The organism is Mycobacterium gastri, from assembly GCF_002102175.1.
Taxonomy (GTDB): Bacteria; Actinomycetota; Actinomycetes; order Mycobacteriales; family Mycobacteriaceae; genus Mycobacterium; species Mycobacterium gastri.
Map to the genome: position 1 here is coordinate 42718 of NZ_LQOX01000118.1, position 20440 is coordinate 63157.

Consider the following 20440-nt stretch of genomic DNA (forward strand, 5'->3'; position numbering starts at 1 on the left):
GAGTTGATCGCGGGTGCGGGGCACCGGCAGGATGCCTTCGTGGCCAGTTTCACGCAGTGGATCGCCGGCGCTCGCCCGCGCACCCTGCCGAACGCGGTGGCGCCCGTCGTCGCGGGCACCGGCGCCGCGGCCTGGCTGCACGCGGCCGTGTGGTGGAAAGCGCTGCTGGCGCTGGTCGTCGCGGTCGCGCTGACCGTCGGCGTCAACTACGCCAACGACTATTCCGACGGCATCCGCGGCACCGACGACCAGCGGGCCGGCCCGGTGCGGCTGGTCGGCTCACGGTTGGCGGCGCCCCGTTCGGTGCTGACCGCGGCGATGGTGAGCCTGACGCTCGCCGCGCTGGCCGGGTTGGTGCTGGCGCTGGTGAGCCAGCCGTGGCTGATCGCGGTCGGCGCCGCCTGCATCGCCGGGGCGTGGCTGTACACCGGCGGGGCGAAACCCTACGGCTACTCCGGTTTCGGCGAGGTCGCGGTGTTCGTGTTCTTCGGCCTGATCGCGGTGCTCGGCACCCAGTACACCCAGGCCTTGCGGGTCGACTGGGTGGGGCTGGTGCTGGCTGTGGCGACGGGAGCGCTGTCGTCGTCGGTGCTGGTGGCCAACAACCTGCGCGACATCCCGACCGACACGGTGTCGAACAAGATGACCCTGGCGGTGCGGCTGGGCGATGCCCGCACCCGAGTCCTCTACCAGGGGCTGCTGGTCACGGCGGGGGCGCTGACGCTGCTGTTGACGATCGCGACGCCGTGGTGTGCCGGGGGCCTGGTGGCCACGCCGCTGGCCCTGCGTGCGGCCGCGCCGGTGCGATCCGGCCGCCGCGGGCCCGAGCTGATCCCGGTGCTGCGTGACACCGGGCTGGCGATGCTGGTGTGGGCGGTTGCGGTGGCCGTGGCGTTGGCGGTGGCCGCGTGAGCGTGCGCGCCCGGCAAGCCGGGCATTCAGGCTGGGCATTCAGGACGGGCGCTATTGGCGCGGGGTGGCCCCGGGCGCACACTCGACATGTGGATAACAGCTACCGAGGACGGGTATGACGGAGATCGCCACAGCCAGCGGGACCACGAGCGTCGGGTTGCTCAGCGTCGGGGCGTACCGCCCCGCACGGGTGGTCACCAACGACGAGATATGCCAGAACATCGACTCATCCGATGAATGGATCTACACCCGAACCGGTATCAAGACCCGCCGGTTCGCCGCCGCCGAGGAATCCGCCGCTTCGATGGCGATCGAGGCCAGTCGGCAAGCGATCGCCGGCGCCGGCCTCGAGGGCAGCGACATCGACGGCGTGATCGTCGCCACCAGCACCCACTTTCTGCAGACCCCGGCGTGTGCCCCGATCGTCGCCGCGGCGTTGGGCGCCCACGACGTTCCAGCATTCGACATCTCAGCCGGATGCGCCGGATTCGGATACGCGGTGGGTGTCGCGGCCGACATGATCCGGGGCGGCAGCGCCGGGACGGTGCTGGTGATCGGCACCGAGAAACTGTCACCCACGGTTGACATGCAGGACCGGAGCAACTGCTTCATCTTCGCCGACGGCGCCGCCGCGGTGGTGGTCGGGCAGACGCCGACGCAAGGCATCGGACCGACCGTCTGGGGCAGTGACGGCGAACAGGCCACGGCGATACGGCAGGACATCGACTGGATCACCCACGCGGAGAACCCAACCGGACCACGCCCGTTCCTGCGCTTGGAAGGTACCGCCGTCTTTCGGTGGGCCGCATTCGAGATGGGCAAAGTCGGTCAGCGGGCGCTGGACGCGGCTGGGGTGAAACCCGACGAGATCGATGTGTTCATCCCGCATCAAGCCAATAGCCGGATCAACGAACTGCTCGCCAAGACCCTGCAACTGCGGCCGGATGCGGTGGTGGCCAACGACATCGAGCACACCGGGAACACCTCGGCGGCGTCCATTCCGCTGGCGATGGCCGAACTGCTGGCGACCGGGACCGCCAAGCCGGGCGACCTGGCGTTGCTGATCGGTTACGGCGCCGGCCTCAGCTATGCCGCGCAAGTGGTCCGAATGCCTAAGGCGCCATAGTCATAGGGATAAGCGGGATTTCAGCTTTCGCCGGCACGCTCGCCGGAGTTCGGATCGTCGGGATTCTCGCCCCGCAGCCGGGCCCGCAGCCGTTCGCGTTCGGCGCGCCTGCGCTCCCCCGCAACCGCCAGGGCGGCGGTGGCCCGCCGGCGCAGCGGAGTGAACACCCACATACCCAACGGCATCGCAATGGTCAGCCCGAACAGCGCGGCGACGACAACCGGGAATTCGGCGATCCCGGCCAGCCGCGCCACCCCGTAGATCGCCGCGGTGACCACGACCGCGAGCAGCAACCGGGCCGTAGCGTAGAGCGCCACGTCGACGACGCCGCGGTGCTCGGTGGTTTTCCCGGCGCTGTTGCCGTTAGGCGCTGCTGACACAGCCTGAGCCTACGGCGCGGGTATATTCGCTCACAGGAGGTGTCGAGTGCTTTACCTGCTCGTCGTCCTGGTATTGGGGACGCTGATCTACATCGGCTGGCGTGCGGCCCGGTCGCAGACAAGCCGGCCCAAGACTCGCGTTATCGGACCCGACGACGACCCAGAGTTCTTGCGCCGGTTGGGACAAGGCTGACCGGCGCCAGGCCCACCTAGATGAACGCCGGGTTGGTTCGCCGCTGATCGCTGGGAAACCCGTCGGCGACAACGGCAGCCAACTCCATCAGCGCCTCGCGAGTCTCCCGCTTCAACCGCTCGAAGCGGATCTCGGCGCCCTCTTCGAGATGCGGGTCGAACGGCACCAGCCGCACGGCGCGGCACCGCCGCGCGAAGTGATCGACCACCTTCTGCATGTCGACCTTGCCGGACCGCGGCCGCACAGCGTTGATCACCGCTATCGATCCGCGTACCAGCTCGTCGTACCCGTGTGCATCCAGCCAGTCCAGCGTTGCCGAGGCGCTGCGGGCGCCATCGATGGATGCCGAGCTGACCACGATCAGCACGTCGGCCTTGGCCAACACCGCCGACATCGCCGAATGCAGCAACCCGGTGCCGCAGTCGGTGAGCACCAGGCCATAGAACCGCTCGAGGATCTCGAGGGTGCGAGCATAATCGTCGGCGCTGAACGCCTCCGACACCGCCGGATCGGTTTCCGACGCCAGCACTTCCAGCCTGCTGGGGCCCACCGAGGTGTAGCTGCGGACATCGCTGTAGCGCTCGATGCCGTCGGCGTCGCGCAGCAGATGGCGCACCGTGGCCGAGGTCTCCACCGGCACCTTCTGGCTCAACGTTCCGCGGTCCGGGTTGGCGTCGACCGCCACCACCCGGTCACCGCGGATCGAGGCGAAGGTGCCGCCCAGGCTGGCGGTGATGGTGGTCTTGCCGACGCCGCCCTTCAGTGACAGCAGCGCGATCCGATAGCATCCGCGCAACGGGCGGTTGACCGCGACCACCAGGTCGTTGTACCGGTTGACCCGTGGGCTTTCCCCCAGGTTGATCAGCTTGCCGGACGCCATGTAGAGCCAGCGGCGCCAACCCTCCGACGGCGGCGGTTTGACCTGCCGCAACAGCGTACTGGTGGACAGTTCCGGATACCGTGACGACGGCGGGCCCGCCGGCCGCTGCGCAGTCTCCACCGGCGAGTCGGCCGGCTGGCCACCCAAATATCCGTAGGCCTGCGCATCAGGGATCGGCGCCAAGCCCTTGGCCGGCGTAGGGGTTGCGGCCCCCGCCGCCCACGCGCGCGGCTCGGCGCGGGTCGGCGGCGGGGGCACGGCGTGTGTCTCCGATTCGGAGAAGCGTCGCCCGGTGCGGAATCCGGCGAAGGCCCGGGTCGGCGCCTCGCTGGATTCGCCGCCCGTCTCGCCGGCCGGCGACTGTGTCGTCGGGCGATCCGGGTCTTGGCGTTCCTGTCCCAGTGGCGCCCCCACGCCCTCCGTCGGATGGTCAGACACGTGTACGTCCCCTCGTCGTGTTACTCGGTATTTGTACCCGCTGCCTGGTCACCCCACACCAGCATAGGAATGCAAACCGACGGTAACCAGGTTAACGAAGAACAGGTTGAAGACCATGGCCACGAACCCGGCGACGTTGACCCAGGCCGCCTTCCGGTCCCGCCAGCCCGCGGTCGACCTGGCATGGAGGTAGGCCGCGTAGACCACCCACGCGACGAAGGACACCGTCTCCTTGGGGTCCCAGCCCCAGTAGCGGCCCCAGGCTTCCTCGGCCCAGATGGCGCCGAAGATGACTCCGAAGCCGAACACCGGGAAGGCGAAGATCGTGGTCCGGTAGGCGATCCGGTCCAGGGTTTGGGCATCGGGGAACCGCTGCACCAGACGGGCCAACGCCCCTTCGGTTTCGGGCTCACCCAGCCGTGAGGTCCGCAGTAAAAACAGGATGCTGGCGATGCCGGCGACCAGGAACACTCCCGAACCGAGACTGACCACCGAGACGTGAATGGGCAGCCAGTACGACTGCAGTGCCGGCATCACCGGGGCGGCATTGGCGTACAGCCAGCGTCCGGACACCGTCAGCAGGATCAGCACCGGGACCAGCAGGAAGACCCACAGCGGCCGGTTCTGCGGGCGGCGCAGCACCACCGCGCCGGCGACCAGCCCGGACATGCAGGTGAGGTTGATGAACTCGTACATGTTTCCCCACGGCACCCGCATGGTGGCCAGGCCCCGCAGCACGATGCAGGCGCCCAGCAGGCCGACGCCGAGGTAGAGCACCGCCAGCCCGGCCCGGCCGACGCGTTCGTCGAGCGGCCGTCGCGGACCGTCGGCCACGATGCCCGGGGTGGTGCTGTCGACGGCGACCGATCCGGCGGCCACCACGACCGGTTCGAGTTTGCGGCCGCGGACGTAGGCCAGCTCGAAGGCCAGCAGCAGCAGTGCCACCACCAGAGCCACCACGGCTGAGGTAAACGCCCAGTCGGAGTAGCGGGCCAGGCCGATGTTGATGTGCGCGGTGTTCATCTGACGTGCACCTGAGGGCTCCTTCGGGATGCTGCGGGCATCGGGGCCGCCGATTCGCCGAACCCGGCCAGCAGTCGCTCGGTCAGCCGCTCGAACTCGTCACCCCAGCCGGAGTTGTCGGTCCGTGCCAGGCCGCCCAGCTCGACGTTCACCGTACCGGGGGTGTCGGTGGCCGGCGTAAGCCGGACCCAGACCCGGCGCCGGCGCACCAGCAGCGATACCAGCAGCCCGGCCATCATCGTGACGGCGAACACCAGCACCCAGGTTTGGCCGGGGTCGTGGGAGACCTGCAGGTTGACGAAGGGCACGGCGCCGTCGAAGCGGACGGTGGTGCCGTCTTGATCGAGGCGCACCTGTTCGCCGGCGCGCAGGTTGACCCGCTTTTCCTTGGTGAGCCGGCCCTGTTCGATCAGCCGGGGATCCAGGCTGAACAGCGACTGCGGTCGCCCGGTGTCCAGACCGGTGTCGCCGCGGTAGATGTCGATGGCCACCGCGGGGGCGTCCAGCGCCGGGAAACGCGACGACAACAGGGTGCCGTCGAGCTGCTCGGTCGGTGCCAGCAGGCCCTGGATCGCGATTTGGTGCCGACGGCGTTCTTCGGCGGTGGGATAGCTGCCGGCCGGCGGGTCGATGCGCACCACCCCCGACGACAGTAGGGTCTGCGGGTTGTCGGGTCGCCATTGCACGGTCGACGTGCGGATCTGCCCGTCGGGGAAGGTCACGGTGAAGCTGGGCGCGTAGCCGTGGCCCTGCAGATACACCCGGTCCCCGCCGACCCGCAGCGGATGGTTGACCTCCAGCCGGTAGGGCCGCCAGGTGTTGGCCGACGGGTCGTGGCTGCCCGGGTCGGCCTGGTAGTCGATGTCGGCGGCAAACGCGGTGGCCTGCCCGGAGGGCAGGTAGTGGGCCGCGAAGTCGTTGACCCGGATGCAGATCGGGTGCAGCGACGTGCCGTCGACGGTGTTGCCGGCGCGGAACGAGTCGAAGGCGGCCGGCGAGGCCGAGCAGAAGCCGGGACCGCCGTCGGCGATGACGATGACGTTGCCCTCGTAGCCGAAGAGTTTGCCGACGGCCACCGCGACCAGCAGGCCCAGCAGCGAGAAATGGAAGACGATGTTGCCGAATTCGCGCAGGTAGCCCTTCTCGGCGGAGACCTCGCAGGTGCCGTCTGTGTGCCGGACGATCCAGCGCCAGCCGCGCAGCCTCGCCGCGATCGTCGTGGCCAGCGTGTCCGGGTCGGCGGGGTCGGTGAGCCGGGCCTGGTAGCTGGCGTGCTTGGGCAGCCGGGCCAGGTTGCGCGGTGCGGCGACCGGGGCGGCCCGCAGGCTGCGGGCGTGCTCGATAATCCGCGGGGTCAGGCAGCCCACCAGGGACACGAACAGCAGCACGTAGATGGCGGTGAACCAGAAACTGGAGAACACGTCGAAGGCCTGCAGCTCGTTCAGCCACGGGCCGATGATGGGGTGGGTGCGCAGGTAGTCGTCGACTTTGCCGGCGTTGAGGCCGCGCTGCGGCAGCAGCGCTCCCGGTATCGCCCCCAGCGCGAGCAGAAACAGCAGCACCAGCGCGGTGCCCATCGACGTCAGCGACCGCCAGGTGTTGCGCGCTTTGCCCACGAGCGCCGCTCCTCGCGCCGTCAAATCGGCAGCCTCACGTCGGACACCACGGCGTCGCGCAGCCAGGAGACCACGTCGTTCCAGACGCCGGTGACCAGCGCCAGACCGACGGCGATCAGCAGCACGCCGCCGAAGACCTGAATGGCCCTGGTGTGCCGGCGCAGCCAGCCCAGGCCCGCGACCGCCCCCGCCGAACCGAACGCCAGCAGCACGAACGGGATGCCCAGCCCCAGGCAGTAGGCGATCACCAGGACGATCCCACGCGCCACGCTGGCGCCGTCGGTGGCCGAGGCGACGGTGATCACCCCGGTCAGCGTCGGCCCCAGGCACGGCGTCCACCCGAGCGCGAACACCGCGCCGAGCAGCGGTGCCCCGGCCACCGTCGTCAACAGCCGCGGGCTGAACCGGACCTGACGCTGCAGCGCCGGGATCAGACCCACGAACACCAACCCCATCACGACGGTCAGCACCCCGCCCACCCGCTGCAGCAGCACCTGGTTACTGATCAGCGTGGTCGTCATGCCCAGCACCGCGACCGTGCCCAGGACGAACACCGTGGTGAACCCGGCGACGAACAGCGCCGCCGACCCGGCGATCCGCCACCGGGCCGCGGGCTGCGGCCATGGCTCCTCGTTGACGCCGACCACGCCCGCCAGATAGGACAGGTAGCCCGGCACCAACGGCACCACGCAGGGGGAAGCGAACGAGACCAGCCCGGCCAGCATGCACACGCCCAGCGCCAGCAGCAGCGGGCCGGCGGCGGCGATCTCGGTGAAACCCGTCATTGCCGTCCCCGCGGGCTCACCGGTTCCTCGGCCGCTACCCGCTGCACCACCGGCTGCAGATCCTCGGCCAGCAACTCGCGCAAAAACACCGCCGCGACCCGATGCTGGCGATCGAGCACCAGCGTGGACGGAATGACGGTGGTGGGGTACTTGCCGCCGAACGCGATCAGGGTGCGCATCGCCGGGTCGTAGATGGACGGGAACGTGACGTGGCGGTCGTTGACGAAATCCAGTGCGGCGTCGCGACTGTTGTCGCGCACGTCGAGGCCGAGCAAGGACACCCCGGACCCGTGGGTGGCGTCGTACACCCGCTGCAGTTGGCCGACCTCGGCCCGGCAGGGTCCGCACCACTGGCCCCACACGTTGACGACGACGACCTGCCCGGCGAAATCGTCGAGGGACAGCGTGCGCGCCGGGTCGCGCAGGTCCGGCCCGGACAGCGGCCCCGGACGGCCGCGGCTGGCCGGCGGGTCGTAGAAGATGTCGGTCTTGCCGCCGGGGGAGACGAATTCGAACGTACCGCCCTGGGCGACGGCATCACGCCCGGAACAGCCGGTCAGCACGGCTGCCACCACCAGAGCAAAAGCGAGCCGCCGCATGCTCAGCAGTCTGCCGGTTCGGAGTACACCACGTCGACCAGGCGGTCGCCGTCATAGACCAGGGAGGTCACCGACGCCAGCGAGCATTCGCGGCGCCGCGGGTCGTGCCACAGCCGCCTACCGGTCACGTGCAGCCGCAACGTCCACACCGGCAGCTGGTGGCTGACGCACACCACCTCGTGGCCGGCGGCGCGCGCCCGCGCCTTGTCCACCGCGGTCGACATCCGTTGGGCGATCTGGGTGTACGGCTCGCCCCACGACGGCGTGAACGGGTTGCGCAGCTGCCACCACACCCGCAGGTCGCGCCACTGGCCGTCACCGAGGCCGACACGCCGGCCCTCGAAGAAGTTCGCCGATTCGATCAGGTCATGGTCGGTGTCCACCGGCAGCTCGTGACGGGCGGCGATGGGCGCGGCGGTCTCCTGGGCGCGTTGCAGCGGCGAGGCGATCACCGCGACGACGTCGCGGCCGGCCAGGAAGTCGGCGACCGCGACCGCCTGCGCTCGGCCGGCATCCGACAGCTGGAAGCCGGGCAACCGGCCGTAGAGGACCCCGCTGGGGTTGTGCACCTCGCCGTGGCGCACCACGTGCACCCGGGTTTCTTCGGCCATCAGGCTCTGTCCTCTCGGGCGGCGGCGGTGGCGGCCCGACGGGCCGCAACAGGCAGCGCGTCGGCGATCCGCCCGAATGCGGCGTCATCGAGGGCGGCCGAGACGAACCACGCCTCGAACGCACTGCACGGCGGGTAGACGCCCGCGTCTAGCAGAGCGTGAAAGAACGGGGCATAACGCCACGTCTGGCTGGCTCGTGCCGACGCGAAGTCGGTGACCGGCCGGTCGGTGAAGAACACGCTGAGCATGTTGCCGGCCCGGGGAACCTGGTGCGGCACCCCGGCGTCCGTCAGCGCCTCGGTCAGCAGCGCCGCCAATCGGTCGGCATTGGCGTCCAGCGCCGCGTACACCGCGTGGTCGGCGGCCCGCAGGGTGGCCAGCCCGGCGGCCATCGCCACCGGGTTGCCCGACAGCGTCCCGGCTTGATACACCGGGCCCAGCGGCGCCAGCCGCTCCATCACCTCGGCCCGGCCGCCGAACGCGGCGGCGGGCAGCCCGCCGCTCATCACCTTGCCGAAGGTGAACAGGTCGGCGGCCACCGGATCCAGGCCGTACCAGCCACTTCGGCTGACCCGAAATCCCGTCATCACCTCGTCGACGATCAGCAGCGCGCCATGTTCGGCGGTGATCGAGCGCAGCGCGGCGTTGTAGCCGGGCTTGGGCGGGACGACGCCCATATTGCCCGGGCTGGCCTCGGTGATGACCGCGGCGATCTGCTCGCCGTAACGGGCAAAACTCTCCCGAACGGCGTCGACGTCGTTGTAGGGCAACACGATGGTGTCGGCCGCGGCGGCGCCGGTGACCCCCGGCGAGGACGGCAGGCCGAGGGTGGCCACGCCCGAGCCCGCGTCGGCCAGCAGCGCGTCGACGTGACCGTGGTAGCAGCCGGCGAACTTGATGACCTTGGCCCGGCCGGTGTACCCGCGCGCCAGCCGGACCGCGCTCATGGTGGCCTCGGTGCCGGAATTCACCAGCCGGATCCGCTCGACGGGCGCCACCCGCCCGAGGATCTCGGCGGCCAGCTCGGTCTCGGCCGGTGTCGGCGCCCCGAAGGACAGGCCGTTGGCGGCGGCCTTGGCGACGGCGTCGACGACGGCCGGGTGGGCATGACCGAGGATCATCGGCCCCCACGAGCAGACCAGGTCGACGTAGCGGTTGCCGTCGGCGTCGGTGAGCCGGCAGCCGTGCGCTTCGGTGATGAACCGCGGGGTGCCGCCGACGGCCGTGAACGCGCGCACCGGGGAGTTCACCCCGCCGGGGATGACCGTGCAGGCGTCGGCGAACAGTTGCGCGGAGACGTGCGTCTGCGCGGTCGCCTGGTCCGTGCTGCCCATGCCGACTAGTGTCCCAGTTGCCGCGGCCCGTTCAACTACAGGGTGTAAGAGTTCGCGCTACCCGACGCGGGTGCAGGCACGCCGCTGGTGATGGCCGTGCTGGCCGGCGGCTGCGGCAGCGACAACCCGGTCATCGACTCGTCGAACCGCGGCTCGCATTCCCCGCTTTCAACCGGGGTCGTGTGCGATGTGCACGGTCTGCGGGAATCCGCCAGACCGGGTACGTCGGTGGATGTGACCCTTGTATTCGACTGTATTCGACAACTACGGCGACCTGACCATGCGGGTGCCCATCAAGGCCTGCCCCAGCCAGCTGTAGCCCGAGTTTGAAAAACGATGGCAGCCAACCGCTTTCAGCCGGACCGGCCGCAGCGTGCATACGACAACCCGGCACGGGGTAACCCTCTGAGGACAGACAACGAAGCATCGAGACGGATAACGAGAGGGATGAGACGCATGACCGACCCCGCCGGGGAACGCACGACATCGAGCGCCGGGCAACGGCTGGTCGCATCGTTTGACACTTACGACGCCGCTCAGGAGCTGGTAGATCGCATGTCCGACGGCGGATTCCCCGTCGAGCACGTGCGCATCGTCGGTGACGGCCTGCGCACCGTCGAACAAGTCACCGGCCGCATGACCAAGGGCAAGGCGGCGCTCGCGGGTGCGGCCAGTGGCGCCTGGATCGGTCTGCTGTTCTTGCTCTTTGCCGTCGGCCTGTTATGGCTTTGGGTATGGGTGCTGCTGCTCCCATTGCCTTCGGCGCACTCTGGGGCGCTATCTTCGGCTTCGCGGCACACGCGTCGACGGGTGGAGAGCGTGACTTCACCAGCGAGCAGACCTTGCTGGCGCGCCGTTACCACGTCTATGTGACCGCCGAGTACGCCGACCGCGCCGCCCACTTTCTGCCGGCAGCGCAGAGCGCGGCTCGCTGACGTCGGCTTGGCACCCAGTTTGGCAGAGCCGCGTCGGCGCGGTGTACTACCTCTATGAGGGCTCCATGAGCGGCTCAGGCCGACTGTCGACGGGCGTGACGATTCCCGCACAAGAGCTGGAAACCATCACCGGCCAGCCCGTGGCGGTGCCGGCCCCCCGGGGGCGTACCCATCTGCAGTTTCGCCGGTTTGCCGGGTGCCCGATCTGCAGTCTGCATCTGCACAGCTTCGCCGACCGACACGAGCAGCTCACCGACGCCGGCATCACCGAAGTGGTGGTCTTTCACTCGCCGGCCGACGCGCTGCGCGGATATCAGACCGTGCTGCCGTTCGCCGTGGTCGCCGACCCCGACAAGGTGCACTACCGCCGGTTCGGCGTGCAGACCAGCTGGCGCTCCCTGGCCAGTTTGCGCGCCTGGTCGGCAGCCGTCCGCGGCTACCGCGCCGCGCTGCGGCACCGCCGCGACCCGGCCTATGCCGGCGTCGGATCTACCGACGGCACAACACATTTGGGGCTGCCTGCGGACTTTCTCATCGATCCGGATGGCAGGCTGGTCGCGGTGCATTACGGGCGTCACGCCGACGACCAGTGGTCGGTCGACGAGCTGCTGCGCATCGATCGGTCGCTGGGGTAACGGCATGGCCAGCGAAGTGGTGGTCTACTGGCGTCCGGGCTGTCCGTTCTGTTGGCGGCTGCGCAGGGCGCTACGGCGGCGCCGGCTGCCCACCCGGGAGGTGAACATCTGGACCGATCCGGAGGCGGCCGCGGTGGTCCGCTCGATCGCCGACGGCAACGAGACCGTGCCCACCGTCGTCGTCGGCGATATCGCGATGGTCAACCCGACGCCCGGCCAGGTCATCGACGCGGTCCGCAGCCGGGCTCCGGAGCTTCTCGACCGGGTGGCCGCGTCCGCCCGTCGGCGAACCATCTTCCGGGGCCAAAGCCGTTAGCCCGGCTCGCTCTGCGGTGCCTCCGCGAGCACGGTCGCGTTCCACACGGCGCGAATCATTCGCCCACCTCCCTGTCGGCTTCGATAGTGCCGGGATTCCGGAGCCGGCGCGGCCGACTGCCCGGCCTTGAGATGTGGCCCCGGAAATGAGTTGGATAGTGGCATGCAATTTCCGCAACAGCTCGCCCGGTTCAACCGCCATGTCACCAACCCCATTCAGCGGAGGTGGGCCGGCTGGCTACCTCCGTTCGCGACCATCGAGCATGTCGGACGACGATCGGGCAAGCCGTACCGCACCCCGGTCAACGCCTTCGAGGCGACCGTCGACGGCAAACCCGGGGTGGCGGTTGTATTGACTTACGGCCCGGACCGGGACTGGCTGAAGAACCTCAAGGCGGCCGGTGGCGGGCGAATGCGGCGGCGCGCCAAGACTTTCGGCATCGCCGATCCGCGGGTGGTGAGCATGGCCGAGGCGGCGCCGCAGGTCGCTGCCGGCTGGCGGCCGATTTTCGCGCGGCTGCCGTTCGAGAGCGCGGTGCTGTTTACCCGGACCTCCTGAGACCTGGAGATGCGGGTCACTGCGATCCGGGAGCGACCGGTCGCACTACCCGGCAGCCCGGCCAACGCGGTCGTCAACTTCGCACAGCACACGGTCTCGCTGGTGGCACTGGTCAGCGATGTCATCCGCGACGGAAAACCGGTGACGAGAAACCCGGCGGACACGGAGACCGGACGGCCGCGGCCGCCGCCCTGGAGCTGGCATGCTGGGACCTCAACGCCAAACTCGACGACGAACCCGCCTACGCGACCATCGCACGTCACTTCGGGCGAACACCGGCGCGCGCGGTCGCGGTGTATGCGGCCGGCGGCTACTACTACCCGGGACGCGGCCCGGCCGAGCTGCGCGACGAGATGCGCGGCTATCTCGATCAGGGCTACGCCGCGGTCAAGATGAAGATCGGCGGCGCCGCGCTGGCCGACGACCTCGCCCGCATCGAGGCGGTGATCGACGTGGTCGGCGCCGAACGCGTCGCGGTCGACGCCAACGGCCGGTTCGACCGCACCACCGCGACACAGTGGGCCAGCGCGCTGGCACCTTACGGCCTGCGCTGGTACGAAGAGCCCAGTGATCCACTCGATTTCGAGCTGAACCGCGCGGTGACCTCCTGCTACGACGGCGCGGTAGCCACCGGGGAAAACCTGTTCTCGGTGCCCGATGTGACCAACCTGGTCCGCTACGGCGGCATGCGGCCGGGCCGTGACGTCTTCCAGATGGATGCCGGTCTGAGCTACGGGCTGGGCGAGTATGCGCGGATGCTCGAGGTGATCGAGGCGCACGGCTTCGATCGCCGGTCCGCCTTCCCGCACGGCGGTCACCTGATCAACCTGCACATCGCGGCGGCCCTGGGACTTGGCGGCTGCGAGTCCTACCCGGGAGTGTTCCAGCCCTTCGGCGGATATCCCGACGCCTGCCAGGTAACCGACGGCCGGATCTCCCCCACCGACGCGCCCGGCTTCGGGCTCGAACAGAAACCCGGTCTTGCCGAGTTGATCACCGAGCTGACAGCCTAGGAGCACCCGGATGAAAATCGCGATAATAGGTTGCGGCGCAATGGGCTCCATCTACGCCGCCAAGCTGGCTTTAGCGGGCAATGACGTGGGCAATGACGTCGTGGCCATCGATCGCCACCAGGCTGGGGTCGAGCAGATCGCCCGGCACGGGCTGCGGGTCACCGGGCCCGGCTATGAGCAGCTGGTGCCCCTGCGGGCCGGCACCACCGCCCCGGCCGAGCCGATGGACCTGATCGTGCTGGCGGTCAAGGCCGCCGACGTGAGAACCGCTGCGCAGCAGGCTCTTGCGATGCTGGGTGCCGATACCCCGGTACTGACCATCCAGAACGGTCTCGGGTCGGCGGAGACGGTCGCCGGCATCGTCGGGGACCGGCGGGTCGCTGTCGGGATCGCCAGCGGGTTCGGCGCGGCGCGGATCGCGCCCGCGCACGTGCACCACAACGCCATGCGGGCAATGCGTTTCGGCGCTTATTCGTCGCTGCCGTTTGCGATGGTCGAGGCGATCGCGCGGGTCTGGACCGATGCCGGCTTCGACGCCGCCGCGGTCACCGACATCTCCGCCATGCAATGGGAGAAGCTGATCTGCAATGTGGCCTACAGCGCGCCGTGCGCCCTGACCGGGATGACTGTCGGCCAAGTGATGGACGACCCCGAAATGGGCCCGGTCAGTCGCGCGGCCGCAACCGAGGCGTGGGAGGTGGCGCGGGCATCGGGTATCGCGATCACCGTCGGCGACCCCGTCGCCCATGTCCGGGCCTTCGGCGCCGCAATGCCCGACGCGAAGCCGTCGGCGCTGCTCGACCACGAAGCGCGCCGGGTCAGCGAGATCGACGTCATCAACGGCGCGGTCCCGCGGTACGGCGCCCGCGTCGGGGTGGCCGCGCCGGTGAATACGACCTTGACGGCGGTGGCCATGTCGGTGGAAAGGCAATGGGGCGGTGACTGATCCGCTGGGCAGCGTCGGGCGCTACGCGCACGGAAAGAGCGCGGCCGCCTCGGCGGCCTGCGCCCACTGCTCGGCGAACAGCCCGCTCACCGCGTCCAGCGCCGGGGTCAGCGGTTCGATGGTCCGCGACACCAGGGCCCGTTCGTCGGTGGCGGCCACCGGGTGCCAGTACACGCCGTCGGCGGTGACGGTCACCTCCGGAACCAGCGATTCGCGGCGCAGCGACAGCCCCTCGGACGCAACGCCTTCCAAGGCGATCGGCCGGACCAGCTGATCCTCGCCAGCGATGCCGAGCGCGTCGAGGAACTCGTGAAATGCGGCCAGTTCGCCGGGCGCGGGGGCGGCGACGGTCGCGGCCACGCGTACCCGGAAGCCCAGCGATAACGCGAAACGGATTCCGGCGACGGCCTTTTCCCACGAACCGGCGCCGCGGTGCGCGTCGTGCAGGTCCGGCGTGGCCGAGTCCAGGCTGATCTGCAGGGCGAGCCCGTCCCGGGGCAGGGATTCCAGCGCCCGGCGCGCCCGGCCTTTGAACACCATCGCGTTGGTGAGGACGGTGGTGGGCAGCGTCTGGACACAGGCCGAGATGATCGTGGCGATGTCGGGCAGCAGGAACGGCTCTCCGCCGGTGAGGAACAATTCCCGCACCCCCCAGCGCGCGGCCTCACCGACGATGCGGCCGATTCGCTCGGCCCCCAGTTCGCGGTGCGCAGCCTGCGGCGACGACGAGACACAGCAGTAGTCGCAGGACAGATTGCAGTGAAAGTTGGTATAAAGCCACAGCCTGACGCCGGGAAGCCGGTCGGCGCCCAGCACCACGGCGGGGTCCGGCGGATGACCGCGCCGCACCACCACGGTGCCGGCTCCGGTCTCGTCCAGGTCCGCACGCACCAGGGTGTTTCCGGTTCGGGCGCACCACTTTTCGGCGAGCTCTCGGTCGCGGGGACTGCTGACGGCAACCTCGACGGTGGCGCCCTGCGCAAGTCCGCCCACCTGGCGCATCAAGTCCAGGATCACCATCGCGGGTCGATACCCTGCTCCTCGACGGCCTCGAACAACGGCCGGTATCCGTCCAGGTGCGGCGGCACCCAGCGTCGTAACCCCTCGAGTTCCAATATCTTTCGGTGCTCGGGGTCATCCCAGTTCATCGCCAGCAACCGGTCCAGCCATGGTTGGTACCGCGCGGCGGGCAGGGTATCCAACGCGGTGAACATGCAGTGGCAGTAGCCGTCGGTGCGCCATACTTCGGCCAGCGATTCGCCCATCAGCTCCGCGGCACCCATGGCCGCCCACGTCGAGCTGCCGATGGCCGCCACGTCGGCCTCCCCGGCCAGCACGGCGTCCACCGCGTCCAGTTCGCTGCGCCCGGTGTCGCCGTGTTTGCCGATGTCGGTGTTGAATCGGATGACGTGCAAGTCCGTCTCGGCGATGCCGGCGCGCCGTAGGTAATACAGCGGCAGGATCGCCGCGTGCGCGGAGTCGGCAGAGCCGAGCGCAAGACGCTTTCCGGCAATATCGCCCGCGCCGCGCAGCCCACCGCCGGCGCGCGCCACGAACACCGTGGTGTAGTCCACGTCGGCGTCCCGCTGGGCCAGCGCGGTGCAGTGCCCGCCCGTTTGCAGCACGGTGCGCACATAGGCCAGGTTGGTGTTCCAGGCGATGTCGATGTGGCCGGCGATCAGCGAGTCGACCAGCCGACCGTAGTTGGAGTAGAGCACGAAATCCATTTGCCCATAAGGGTTTTCGGTGTCCTGGAAATAGCTTCGGATGCCCTCCCAGATCGGGACCACATTGGGCGTGTATGCCACTGCCCCGACAACCAGCGGTTCGGCTGACATATTCCTCCTAGAATCGCGCTAGAACAGCGGCAGCCCGGTGACGGCCCGGCCGTAGAAGTCGTACAGCGCGTCGGCGGTCGGTGCCATCACCGCCCCGGCCCGAGCGTCGCGGAACGCCCGTTCGATCGGCAGATGCTTGGAGAACGCGGCGCCGCCGCATACCCGCATCGCCGACTCGGTGATGGTCAGCGCGGCGTCGTTGACCGACGCTTTGACTCCCAGCACGTGTGTCAGTGTGGTGTCGTCGGGTGAACTCACCCGGTCGGCGACCTGCGCCAGATAGGCTTCTTGCGCCGCCAGCCCGGTGCCCATCCGGGCGATCTGGGCGCGGATCGTCGGCAGCTCGGCCAGGCTCCCACCGAGGTGTTCCAGCCGGGCGCTGGTGACGTGCTTGACCGCGGCGCTGGTGGCCGCGGTCGCCAAACCCAGTGACACGGCCGCATTTCCGAGGTTGAACCACGGCAGGACCGTTTCCATCATCATCCCGAACCCGCCGCCCAGCGCGCCAACGCGATACGAACTCGGGACGCGAATGTCGACCGACATCGGCGCCGAGGCATTGCCGCGCAGGCCCATCCCGGTGAAGGTGCCGGTCACTCGCAGGCCCGGTGTGTCCGCCGGAACAGCGTAGAGATCAACGTCTCCGGCGACGCCGCTGACCGAACCGGTGGAGACGACGTAGACGTCGGCGAACCCCGCCGACGTCACCCAGCTCTTGTCGGCCCGCACGACGATGTCGTCACCGTCGACCGTCGAGGTCGACACCGGCGCCCAGAAGTGCGAACGAGAGCCCTTCTCGCTGAACGCCAACGTGCCCAGTTTCTTCCCGGAAGCCATGTCCGCCAACAGATCCGGCAATCCGGGCGGGGGCGCTGCGGCGACGGCGACGGCCGCGGCCACATGCATCAGATAGATCATGGCGGTTGATCCGCAGGCAGCCGAAAGTTGCGCCACCACCTGGGTGAACTCCCTTGGGCTGGCGGCCATTCCACCCACCTCGGCGGGCAGCACCAGACCAAGGAGGCCACTGGCCCGCAGCGCATCCACCGACTCCACCGGAAAGGAACAGTCGGCGTCCACTCGCTCGGCATGCTCTGCGGCGACAGCAACGACTTCCTGCACAGCCCCCGGTGCGGTCATCACACCCCTTTCCTCCGTCCGAATTTCGGCCCGGTTGCCATACTCACTACCGCCGCGCAGACGAAAACCACTGCGGTGGTGTTGGTTCCACCGAGCCACACCGAATTCCCGGCTACCTGGGCATAAATGGAGGCCGCGGCCAGCGCTGCCACCGCGGCGGCCGCGATGGCGATGAGGCGCTGGCCGACCTTAGCCGCTGCCAGCATCGCCAGTGCGACCGCGATCAGCACCACGGCTCCGCGCAGGTTGTATTCGCCGAGTGAGAATTCCAGCGCCCGTATGCCGACGTAGGCAGGCCAACTGCCGGCAAGACCGCGCCACCCGGCGATCAGCCCGATCAGCAACAGCACGGTTGCCCAACCAGCCAGCAACCGCTGCGCTGCCGACCGGACCGCCGCTGGCGTGGTCGCGGCGCGGACGGCGTCGACGGCGGCGTACCGGGTCGACGCCACGAACAGCAAGACGACGTGGATGCCGAGCAGCATTGTGTAGGCCCACGGCCATTCCCCGGGCGACTCGGCGACCGAAAGCCCGATCGCCAGCGATTGCCCGACGCCGATCAGGGCGGCCAGCCGCACCGCAGTCCCGGTCAGCAGCAACACCGCCAGCGCGGACTCGGTGACCAGCACCGCCCAACCGAATGCGGTGAAGTACGGCAGCACCAGGTGCTCGACGGCCCAGCTGAACGGTGTGAACACCGGATGTTCGATCGCCAGATGGGTGAAGTGGTACAGCCCGCTGTTACTGCGCTGCCCGAAGTCCGGCGGCACCTTCCAGACCACGTTGTAGAGCCAGATCAACCCGGCAAGCAGCCGCAGACCGGCCAGAGCGACCAGGCCGCCGGTCGGCGGCGGCGCCGCGGGTGAAAACAAGAAATCGGTTCCGCGACGCACGCCGGCCGTCCTCATGCGATGCAGTATCACACGGGGCGCAAGGGGCTGCGCGTGGCCACCCTTGCGACGAAGTACACCGCAACCACCACGAACCAGGACAGCAGGCTGAGCCACAGCTGGGTTCGCGCCGTGCGGTCGAACGCCATTTGCACCAGCACGGCGATGATTCCGGCGGCCGTGAGAATCGACAGCGCCGGGAAGAACCACATCTTCACCCTCAGCTTCTCGGCGGGTGTGCGGCGACGCAACGCAATTTGCGACAGCGCAATGAGCAGGTAGACGAACAAGATCACCGCACCTGAGGAGTTGAGCAGGAAGAGGAACACCGTGCCGGGCGCGAGCCACGCCATAACTACGCAACCGAACCCCACTGCCGACGAGCACAGGATGGCAATGTGCGGTACCCCGCGCCGGCTGACCCTGACCAGCCGTGCCGGCGCCTCGCGCCGGTCGGCAAGTACGAACAGCATCCGCGACGCGGTGTACAGGCCGGAGTTGAGGCAGGACAGCACCGCGGTGAGCACCACAGCGTTCATGAGCTGGTCCGCGCCCGCAAGTCCCATGTGCTTGAGTGCGGCGACATACGGCGAGGCACCGAGTTCCACTGAATTCCAAGGCAATATCACGACCACCAGGAAAACCGAACCGACGAAGAAGATCGCGATCCGCGCGACCACCGAGTTGGTCGCTCGCTGCACCACGCGCTGCGGGTCTCGACTCTCGGCGGCGGCGATGGTGACCACCTCGGCGCCGACCATGGAGAAGATCACCACCACGATGGCCGCGAATACGGCGCCGACACCCTTAGGGAAAAACCCGCCATGCGCGCTGAGGTTGGCGAAATCCATGCGGTGGCCCGGCAGGAGGCCGAGCACGAACGCGGCACCGACCCCGAGGAAGATCACGATGGTCGCGACTTTGATTCCGGCGAACCAGAATTCGAACTCCCCGAAGGACGACACCGAGAACAGGTTGGTCGCGGTCATCAGCACCATCAGGCACAGCGACAACAGCCACAGCGGCGCAGGAAACCAGTAGTTGAGGACTTTGCCGCCGGCCACTGCCTCGAACCCGACCACGATCACCCAGAAGTACCAATACAGCCAGCCCACCGAAAACCCGGCCCAGCCGCCCAGGGCGGTGGCCGCATAGTCGGCGAACGACCCGGTGGACGGGTTCGCGGTGGCCATCTCCCCGAGCATCCGCATCACCAGCACGATCAGCACCCCGCACATCGCGTAGGTCAGAAACGCCGCGGGGCCGGTCGCCTGGATCACCACGCCGGAGCCGACGAACAAGCCGGCGCCGATCACTCCGCCGAGGGCGATCATGTTGAGCTGTCGCTGCGACAGTGCCTGGCGCAGTTGCGCTGTCGCCCTCGAAGCCGGACGCGCCGGCCCGCTCTCGATGTTCGTGCGCGCCGCGCGATGCGCTCGGTTCTGCGTGCGCCGCATTACCGGACGCTAGCAGTCCGCGCCGCGCTTGCGGATCGATTACGGATAGCGAGCGCACCGATGCAACCCTGCGATGCCCGGTGATTGCCTCGGCTCTCGTCGCAAACCCACCATTGCCGCCGAGGGCACCGCCCGTACCCTGGGTTGCCTTACACCACGTCCCTGGACGTAAATCGCATCTGGACGCGAAAAGGCCGTGCGCACGACGGAAATGTTCTAGCGTTTCTGCACGCCCGCCTATGGCGGTTCTGTCTAGCACTGCACGGGGCGCCTTGCCCCAGTGTGGGCAGCAAAGTCGCCCAGAAAGGACGGGGCGGTGGACTTTCCGGTATTGCCGCTTGAGCTCAACTCGGCACGGATGTATCTAGCAGCTACGAACAGATGTGGGCCGAGGACGTGGCGGCGATGGTGGGCTATCATGGCGGAGCTTCGGAGGCGGTGATCCTGGAGGCGCAGTTGACGCCGTGGGAGCTGCTGGCCGGTCTGCCCGGAATCAATGTGGGCATCGGCAACAGGGGAAACCTCAATGTCGGCAACGGCAATTACGGCGTTGCGAACTTCGGCGGCGGAAACCGCGGCAACACCAATTTCGGCGGCGGAAACCGCGGCGACAGCAACTTCGGCGGCGGGCTTTACCGTCTCGGGCTTGCGGAATGTGAGCCCAGCCTCGGGCTACCTCAATTCAAGCGGGTCCACTTCGGGCATCTTCAATTCGGGCTTCCTCTTCAATTCGGGTTTCGGAAATGCGGGTTTCGGAAACTCCGGCGGTTACAACAAGGGCACTTTCCTGTCCGGCTTCGGACACCGCTAGCTAT

At 68.8% G+C, this 20440-nt stretch carries 21 protein-coding genes and 2 pseudogenes; 10 read left to right on the forward strand and 13 right to left on the reverse strand.

Going from position 1 to position 20440, the window contains the following annotated elements:
* The first annotated feature begins 39 nt into the window (after window positions 1–39).
* Together AWC07_RS16650 and AWC07_RS16655 are read left to right on the forward strand one after the other, a co-directional pair.
* The gene (locus AWC07_RS16650) at window positions 40–912 is read left to right on the forward strand and encodes a 1,4-dihydroxy-2-naphthoate polyprenyltransferase (protein WP_036420125.1); all 873 of its coding nucleotides are present in this window, start codon (window positions 40–42) and stop codon (window positions 910–912) included.
* A gap of 115 nt (window positions 913–1027) precedes the next feature.
* A complete protein-coding gene (locus AWC07_RS16655) occupies window positions 1028–2038 on the forward strand; it encodes a beta-ketoacyl-ACP synthase III (RefSeq protein WP_085105150.1) in 1011 nt (336 codons plus the stop codon).
* Window positions 2039–2058: 20 nt separating this feature from the next.
* On the opposite strand, the gene AWC07_RS16660 is transcribed toward AWC07_RS16655, so the two are convergent.
* Window positions 2059–2418: a DUF4229 domain-containing protein gene (locus AWC07_RS16660; RefSeq protein WP_036410235.1), complete on the reverse strand. Its 360-nt coding sequence runs from the start codon at window positions 2416–2418 to the stop codon at window positions 2059–2061.
* Between the two features lie 46 nt (window positions 2419–2464).
* On the opposite strand from AWC07_RS16660, the gene AWC07_RS27025 reads away from it, so the two are divergent.
* Window positions 2465–2611, forward strand: coding sequence for a hypothetical protein (locus AWC07_RS27025; RefSeq protein ID WP_089025030.1), 147 nt, complete (start codon window positions 2465–2467; stop codon window positions 2609–2611).
* Window positions 2612–2627: 16 nt separating this feature from the next.
* Here AWC07_RS27025 and AWC07_RS16665 read toward each other — a convergent pair whose 3' ends face one another.
* The 7 genes from AWC07_RS16665 to hemL are packed head-to-tail and all read right to left on the reverse strand — an operon-like array spanning window position 2628 to window position 9897.
* Window positions 2628–3929 (reverse strand): MinD/ParA family ATP-binding protein, encoded by a 1302-nt coding sequence (locus tag AWC07_RS16665; RefSeq protein ID WP_084293359.1) that lies wholly within the window; start codon window positions 3927–3929, stop codon window positions 2628–2630.
* Between the two features lie 48 nt (window positions 3930–3977).
* Window positions 3978–4952, reverse strand: a complete 975-nt coding sequence (gene ccsB / locus AWC07_RS16670) for a c-type cytochrome biogenesis protein CcsB (RefSeq protein WP_036410231.1) — start codon at window positions 4950–4952, stop codon at window positions 3978–3980.
* A complete protein-coding gene (locus AWC07_RS16675; protein WP_085105159.1) occupies window positions 4949–6529 on the reverse strand; it encodes a cytochrome c biogenesis protein ResB in 1581 nt (526 codons plus the stop codon). Before AWC07_RS16675 ends, ccsB begins: the two co-directional genes overlap by 4 nt.
* Window positions 6530–6588: 59 nt before the next feature.
* Window positions 6589–7353, reverse strand: a complete 765-nt coding sequence (locus tag AWC07_RS16680) for a cytochrome c biogenesis CcdA family protein (protein WP_036417960.1) — start codon at window positions 7351–7353, stop codon at window positions 6589–6591.
* The gene (locus tag AWC07_RS16685) at window positions 7350–7952 is read right to left on the reverse strand and encodes a TlpA disulfide reductase family protein (protein ID WP_036417962.1); all 603 of its coding nucleotides are present in this window, start codon (window positions 7950–7952) and stop codon (window positions 7350–7352) included. Before AWC07_RS16685 ends, AWC07_RS16680 begins: the two co-directional genes overlap by 4 nt.
* Before the next feature lie 2 nt (window positions 7953–7954).
* Complete coding sequence (locus AWC07_RS16690) at window positions 7955–8563, reverse strand: histidine phosphatase family protein (protein ID WP_036417964.1); 609 nt, start codon at window positions 8561–8563, stop codon at window positions 7955–7957.
* On the reverse strand, window positions 8563–9897 hold the full coding sequence (gene hemL / locus AWC07_RS16695) for a glutamate-1-semialdehyde 2,1-aminomutase (RefSeq protein ID WP_036417966.1): 1335 nt from the start codon (window positions 9895–9897) through the stop codon (window positions 8563–8565). Before hemL ends, AWC07_RS16690 begins: the two co-directional genes overlap by 1 nt.
* Window positions 9898–10353: 456 nt before the next feature.
* On the opposite strand from hemL, the gene AWC07_RS16700 reads away from it, so the two are divergent.
* From AWC07_RS16700 to AWC07_RS16725, 6 genes and pseudogenes are all read left to right on the forward strand, one after another.
* Window positions 10354–10770, forward strand: coding sequence for a YflT domain-containing protein (locus AWC07_RS16700; RefSeq protein WP_244187613.1), 417 nt, complete (start codon window positions 10354–10356; stop codon window positions 10768–10770).
* Between the two features lie 127 nt (window positions 10771–10897).
* Entirely contained in the window at window positions 10898–11467 is a 570-nt protein-coding gene (locus AWC07_RS16705; RefSeq protein WP_084293704.1) for a peroxiredoxin-like family protein, read from the forward strand.
* Between the two features lie 4 nt (window positions 11468–11471).
* The gene (locus tag AWC07_RS16710; protein ID WP_036417968.1) at window positions 11472–11783 is read left to right on the forward strand and encodes a glutaredoxin family protein; all 312 of its coding nucleotides are present in this window, start codon (window positions 11472–11474) and stop codon (window positions 11781–11783) included.
* A 162-nt stretch (window positions 11784–11945) separates the two neighbouring features.
* A complete protein-coding gene (locus tag AWC07_RS16715; RefSeq protein WP_036417970.1) occupies window positions 11946–12341 on the forward strand; it encodes a nitroreductase family deazaflavin-dependent oxidoreductase in 396 nt (131 codons plus the stop codon).
* A 9-nt stretch (window positions 12342–12350) separates the two neighbouring features.
* A pseudogene (locus tag AWC07_RS16720) lies at window positions 12351–13354 on the forward strand (enolase C-terminal domain-like protein).
* Between the two features lie 10 nt (window positions 13355–13364).
* Window positions 13365–14300: a ketopantoate reductase family protein gene (locus AWC07_RS16725; protein ID WP_036417972.1), complete on the forward strand. Its 936-nt coding sequence runs from the start codon at window positions 13365–13367 to the stop codon at window positions 14298–14300.
* A gap of 21 nt (window positions 14301–14321) precedes the next feature.
* On the opposite strand, the gene AWC07_RS16730 is transcribed toward AWC07_RS16725, so the two are convergent.
* The 5 genes from AWC07_RS16730 to AWC07_RS16750 are packed head-to-tail and all read right to left on the reverse strand — an operon-like array spanning window position 14322 to window position 19625.
* Window positions 14322–15317 carry an Rv1681 family radical SAM protein gene (locus AWC07_RS16730; RefSeq protein WP_139829744.1) on the reverse strand — a complete coding sequence of 332 codons (996 nt, stop codon included), beginning with the start codon at window positions 15315–15317 and terminating at the stop codon, window positions 14322–14324.
* Entirely contained in the window at window positions 15314–16138 is an 825-nt protein-coding gene (locus AWC07_RS16735) for an Rv1680 family SBP-like protein (protein WP_036417976.1), read from the reverse strand. Before AWC07_RS16735 ends, AWC07_RS16730 begins: the two co-directional genes overlap by 4 nt.
* 18 nt (window positions 16139–16156) lie before the next feature.
* Window positions 16157–17278: an Rv1679 family acyl-CoA dehydrogenase gene (gene fadE16, locus AWC07_RS16740; RefSeq protein WP_036417978.1), complete on the reverse strand. Its 1122-nt coding sequence runs from the start codon at window positions 17276–17278 to the stop codon at window positions 16157–16159.
* On the reverse strand, window positions 17278–18186 hold the full coding sequence (locus AWC07_RS16745) for an Rv1678 family membrane protein (RefSeq protein ID WP_085105160.1): 909 nt from the start codon (window positions 18184–18186) through the stop codon (window positions 17278–17280). Before AWC07_RS16745 ends, fadE16 begins: the two co-directional genes overlap by 1 nt.
* Window positions 18187–18197: 11 nt before the next feature.
* Window positions 18198–19625, reverse strand: coding sequence for an amino acid permease (locus AWC07_RS16750; RefSeq protein ID WP_084293709.1), 1428 nt, complete (start codon window positions 19623–19625; stop codon window positions 18198–18200).
* Window positions 19626–19991: 366 nt separating this feature from the next.
* On the opposite strand from AWC07_RS16750, the pseudogene AWC07_RS30025 reads away from it, so the two are divergent.
* A pseudogene (locus AWC07_RS30025) lies at window positions 19992–20219 on the forward strand (PPE family protein); the annotation flags it as partial.
* Window positions 20220–20440: the final 221 nt, after the last annotated feature.

Bases quoted from the DNA above. Each gene is read 5' to 3' on its own strand.
- AWC07_RS16655 (WP_085105150.1), top strand. From the start codon at position 1,028: ATGACGGAGATCGCCACAGCCAGCGGGACCACGAGCGTCGGGTTGCTC.
- ccsB (WP_036410231.1), bottom strand. From the start codon at position 4,952: ATGAACACCGCGCACATCAACATCGGCCTGGCCCGCTACTCCGACTGG.
- AWC07_RS16675 (WP_085105159.1), bottom strand. From the start codon at position 6,529: ATGGGCACCGCGCTGGTGCTGCTGTTTCTGCTCGCGCTGGGGGCGATA.
- AWC07_RS16680 (WP_036417960.1), bottom strand. From the start codon at position 7,353: ATGACGGGTTTCACCGAGATCGCCGCCGCCGGCCCGCTGCTGCTGGCG.
- AWC07_RS16685 (WP_036417962.1), bottom strand. From the start codon at position 7,952: ATGCGGCGGCTCGCTTTTGCTCTGGTGGTGGCAGCCGTGCTGACCGGC.
- AWC07_RS16690 (WP_036417964.1), bottom strand. From the start codon at position 8,563: ATGGCCGAAGAAACCCGGGTGCACGTGGTGCGCCACGGCGAGGTGCAC.
- hemL (WP_036417966.1), bottom strand. From the start codon at position 9,897: ATGGGCAGCACGGACCAGGCGACCGCGCAGACGCACGTCTCCGCGCAA.
- AWC07_RS16700 (WP_244187613.1), top strand. From the start codon at position 10,354: ATGACCGACCCCGCCGGGGAACGCACGACATCGAGCGCCGGGCAACGG.
- AWC07_RS16705 (WP_084293704.1), top strand. From the start codon at position 10,898: ATGAGCGGCTCAGGCCGACTGTCGACGGGCGTGACGATTCCCGCACAA.
- AWC07_RS16710 (WP_036417968.1), top strand. From the start codon at position 11,472: ATGGCCAGCGAAGTGGTGGTCTACTGGCGTCCGGGCTGTCCGTTCTGT.
- AWC07_RS16715 (WP_036417970.1), top strand. From the start codon at position 11,946: ATGCAATTTCCGCAACAGCTCGCCCGGTTCAACCGCCATGTCACCAAC.
- AWC07_RS16725 (WP_036417972.1), top strand. From the start codon at position 13,365: ATGAAAATCGCGATAATAGGTTGCGGCGCAATGGGCTCCATCTACGCC.
- AWC07_RS16735 (WP_036417976.1), bottom strand. From the start codon at position 16,138: ATGTCAGCCGAACCGCTGGTTGTCGGGGCAGTGGCATACACGCCCAAT.
- fadE16 (WP_036417978.1), bottom strand. From the start codon at position 17,278: ATGACCGCACCGGGGGCTGTGCAGGAAGTCGTTGCTGTCGCCGCAGAG.
- AWC07_RS16745 (WP_085105160.1), bottom strand. From the start codon at position 18,186: ATGAGGACGGCCGGCGTGCGTCGCGGAACCGATTTCTTGTTTTCACCC.
- AWC07_RS16750 (WP_084293709.1), bottom strand. From the start codon at position 19,625: ATGCGGCGCACGCAGAACCGAGCGCATCGCGCGGCGCGCACGAACATC.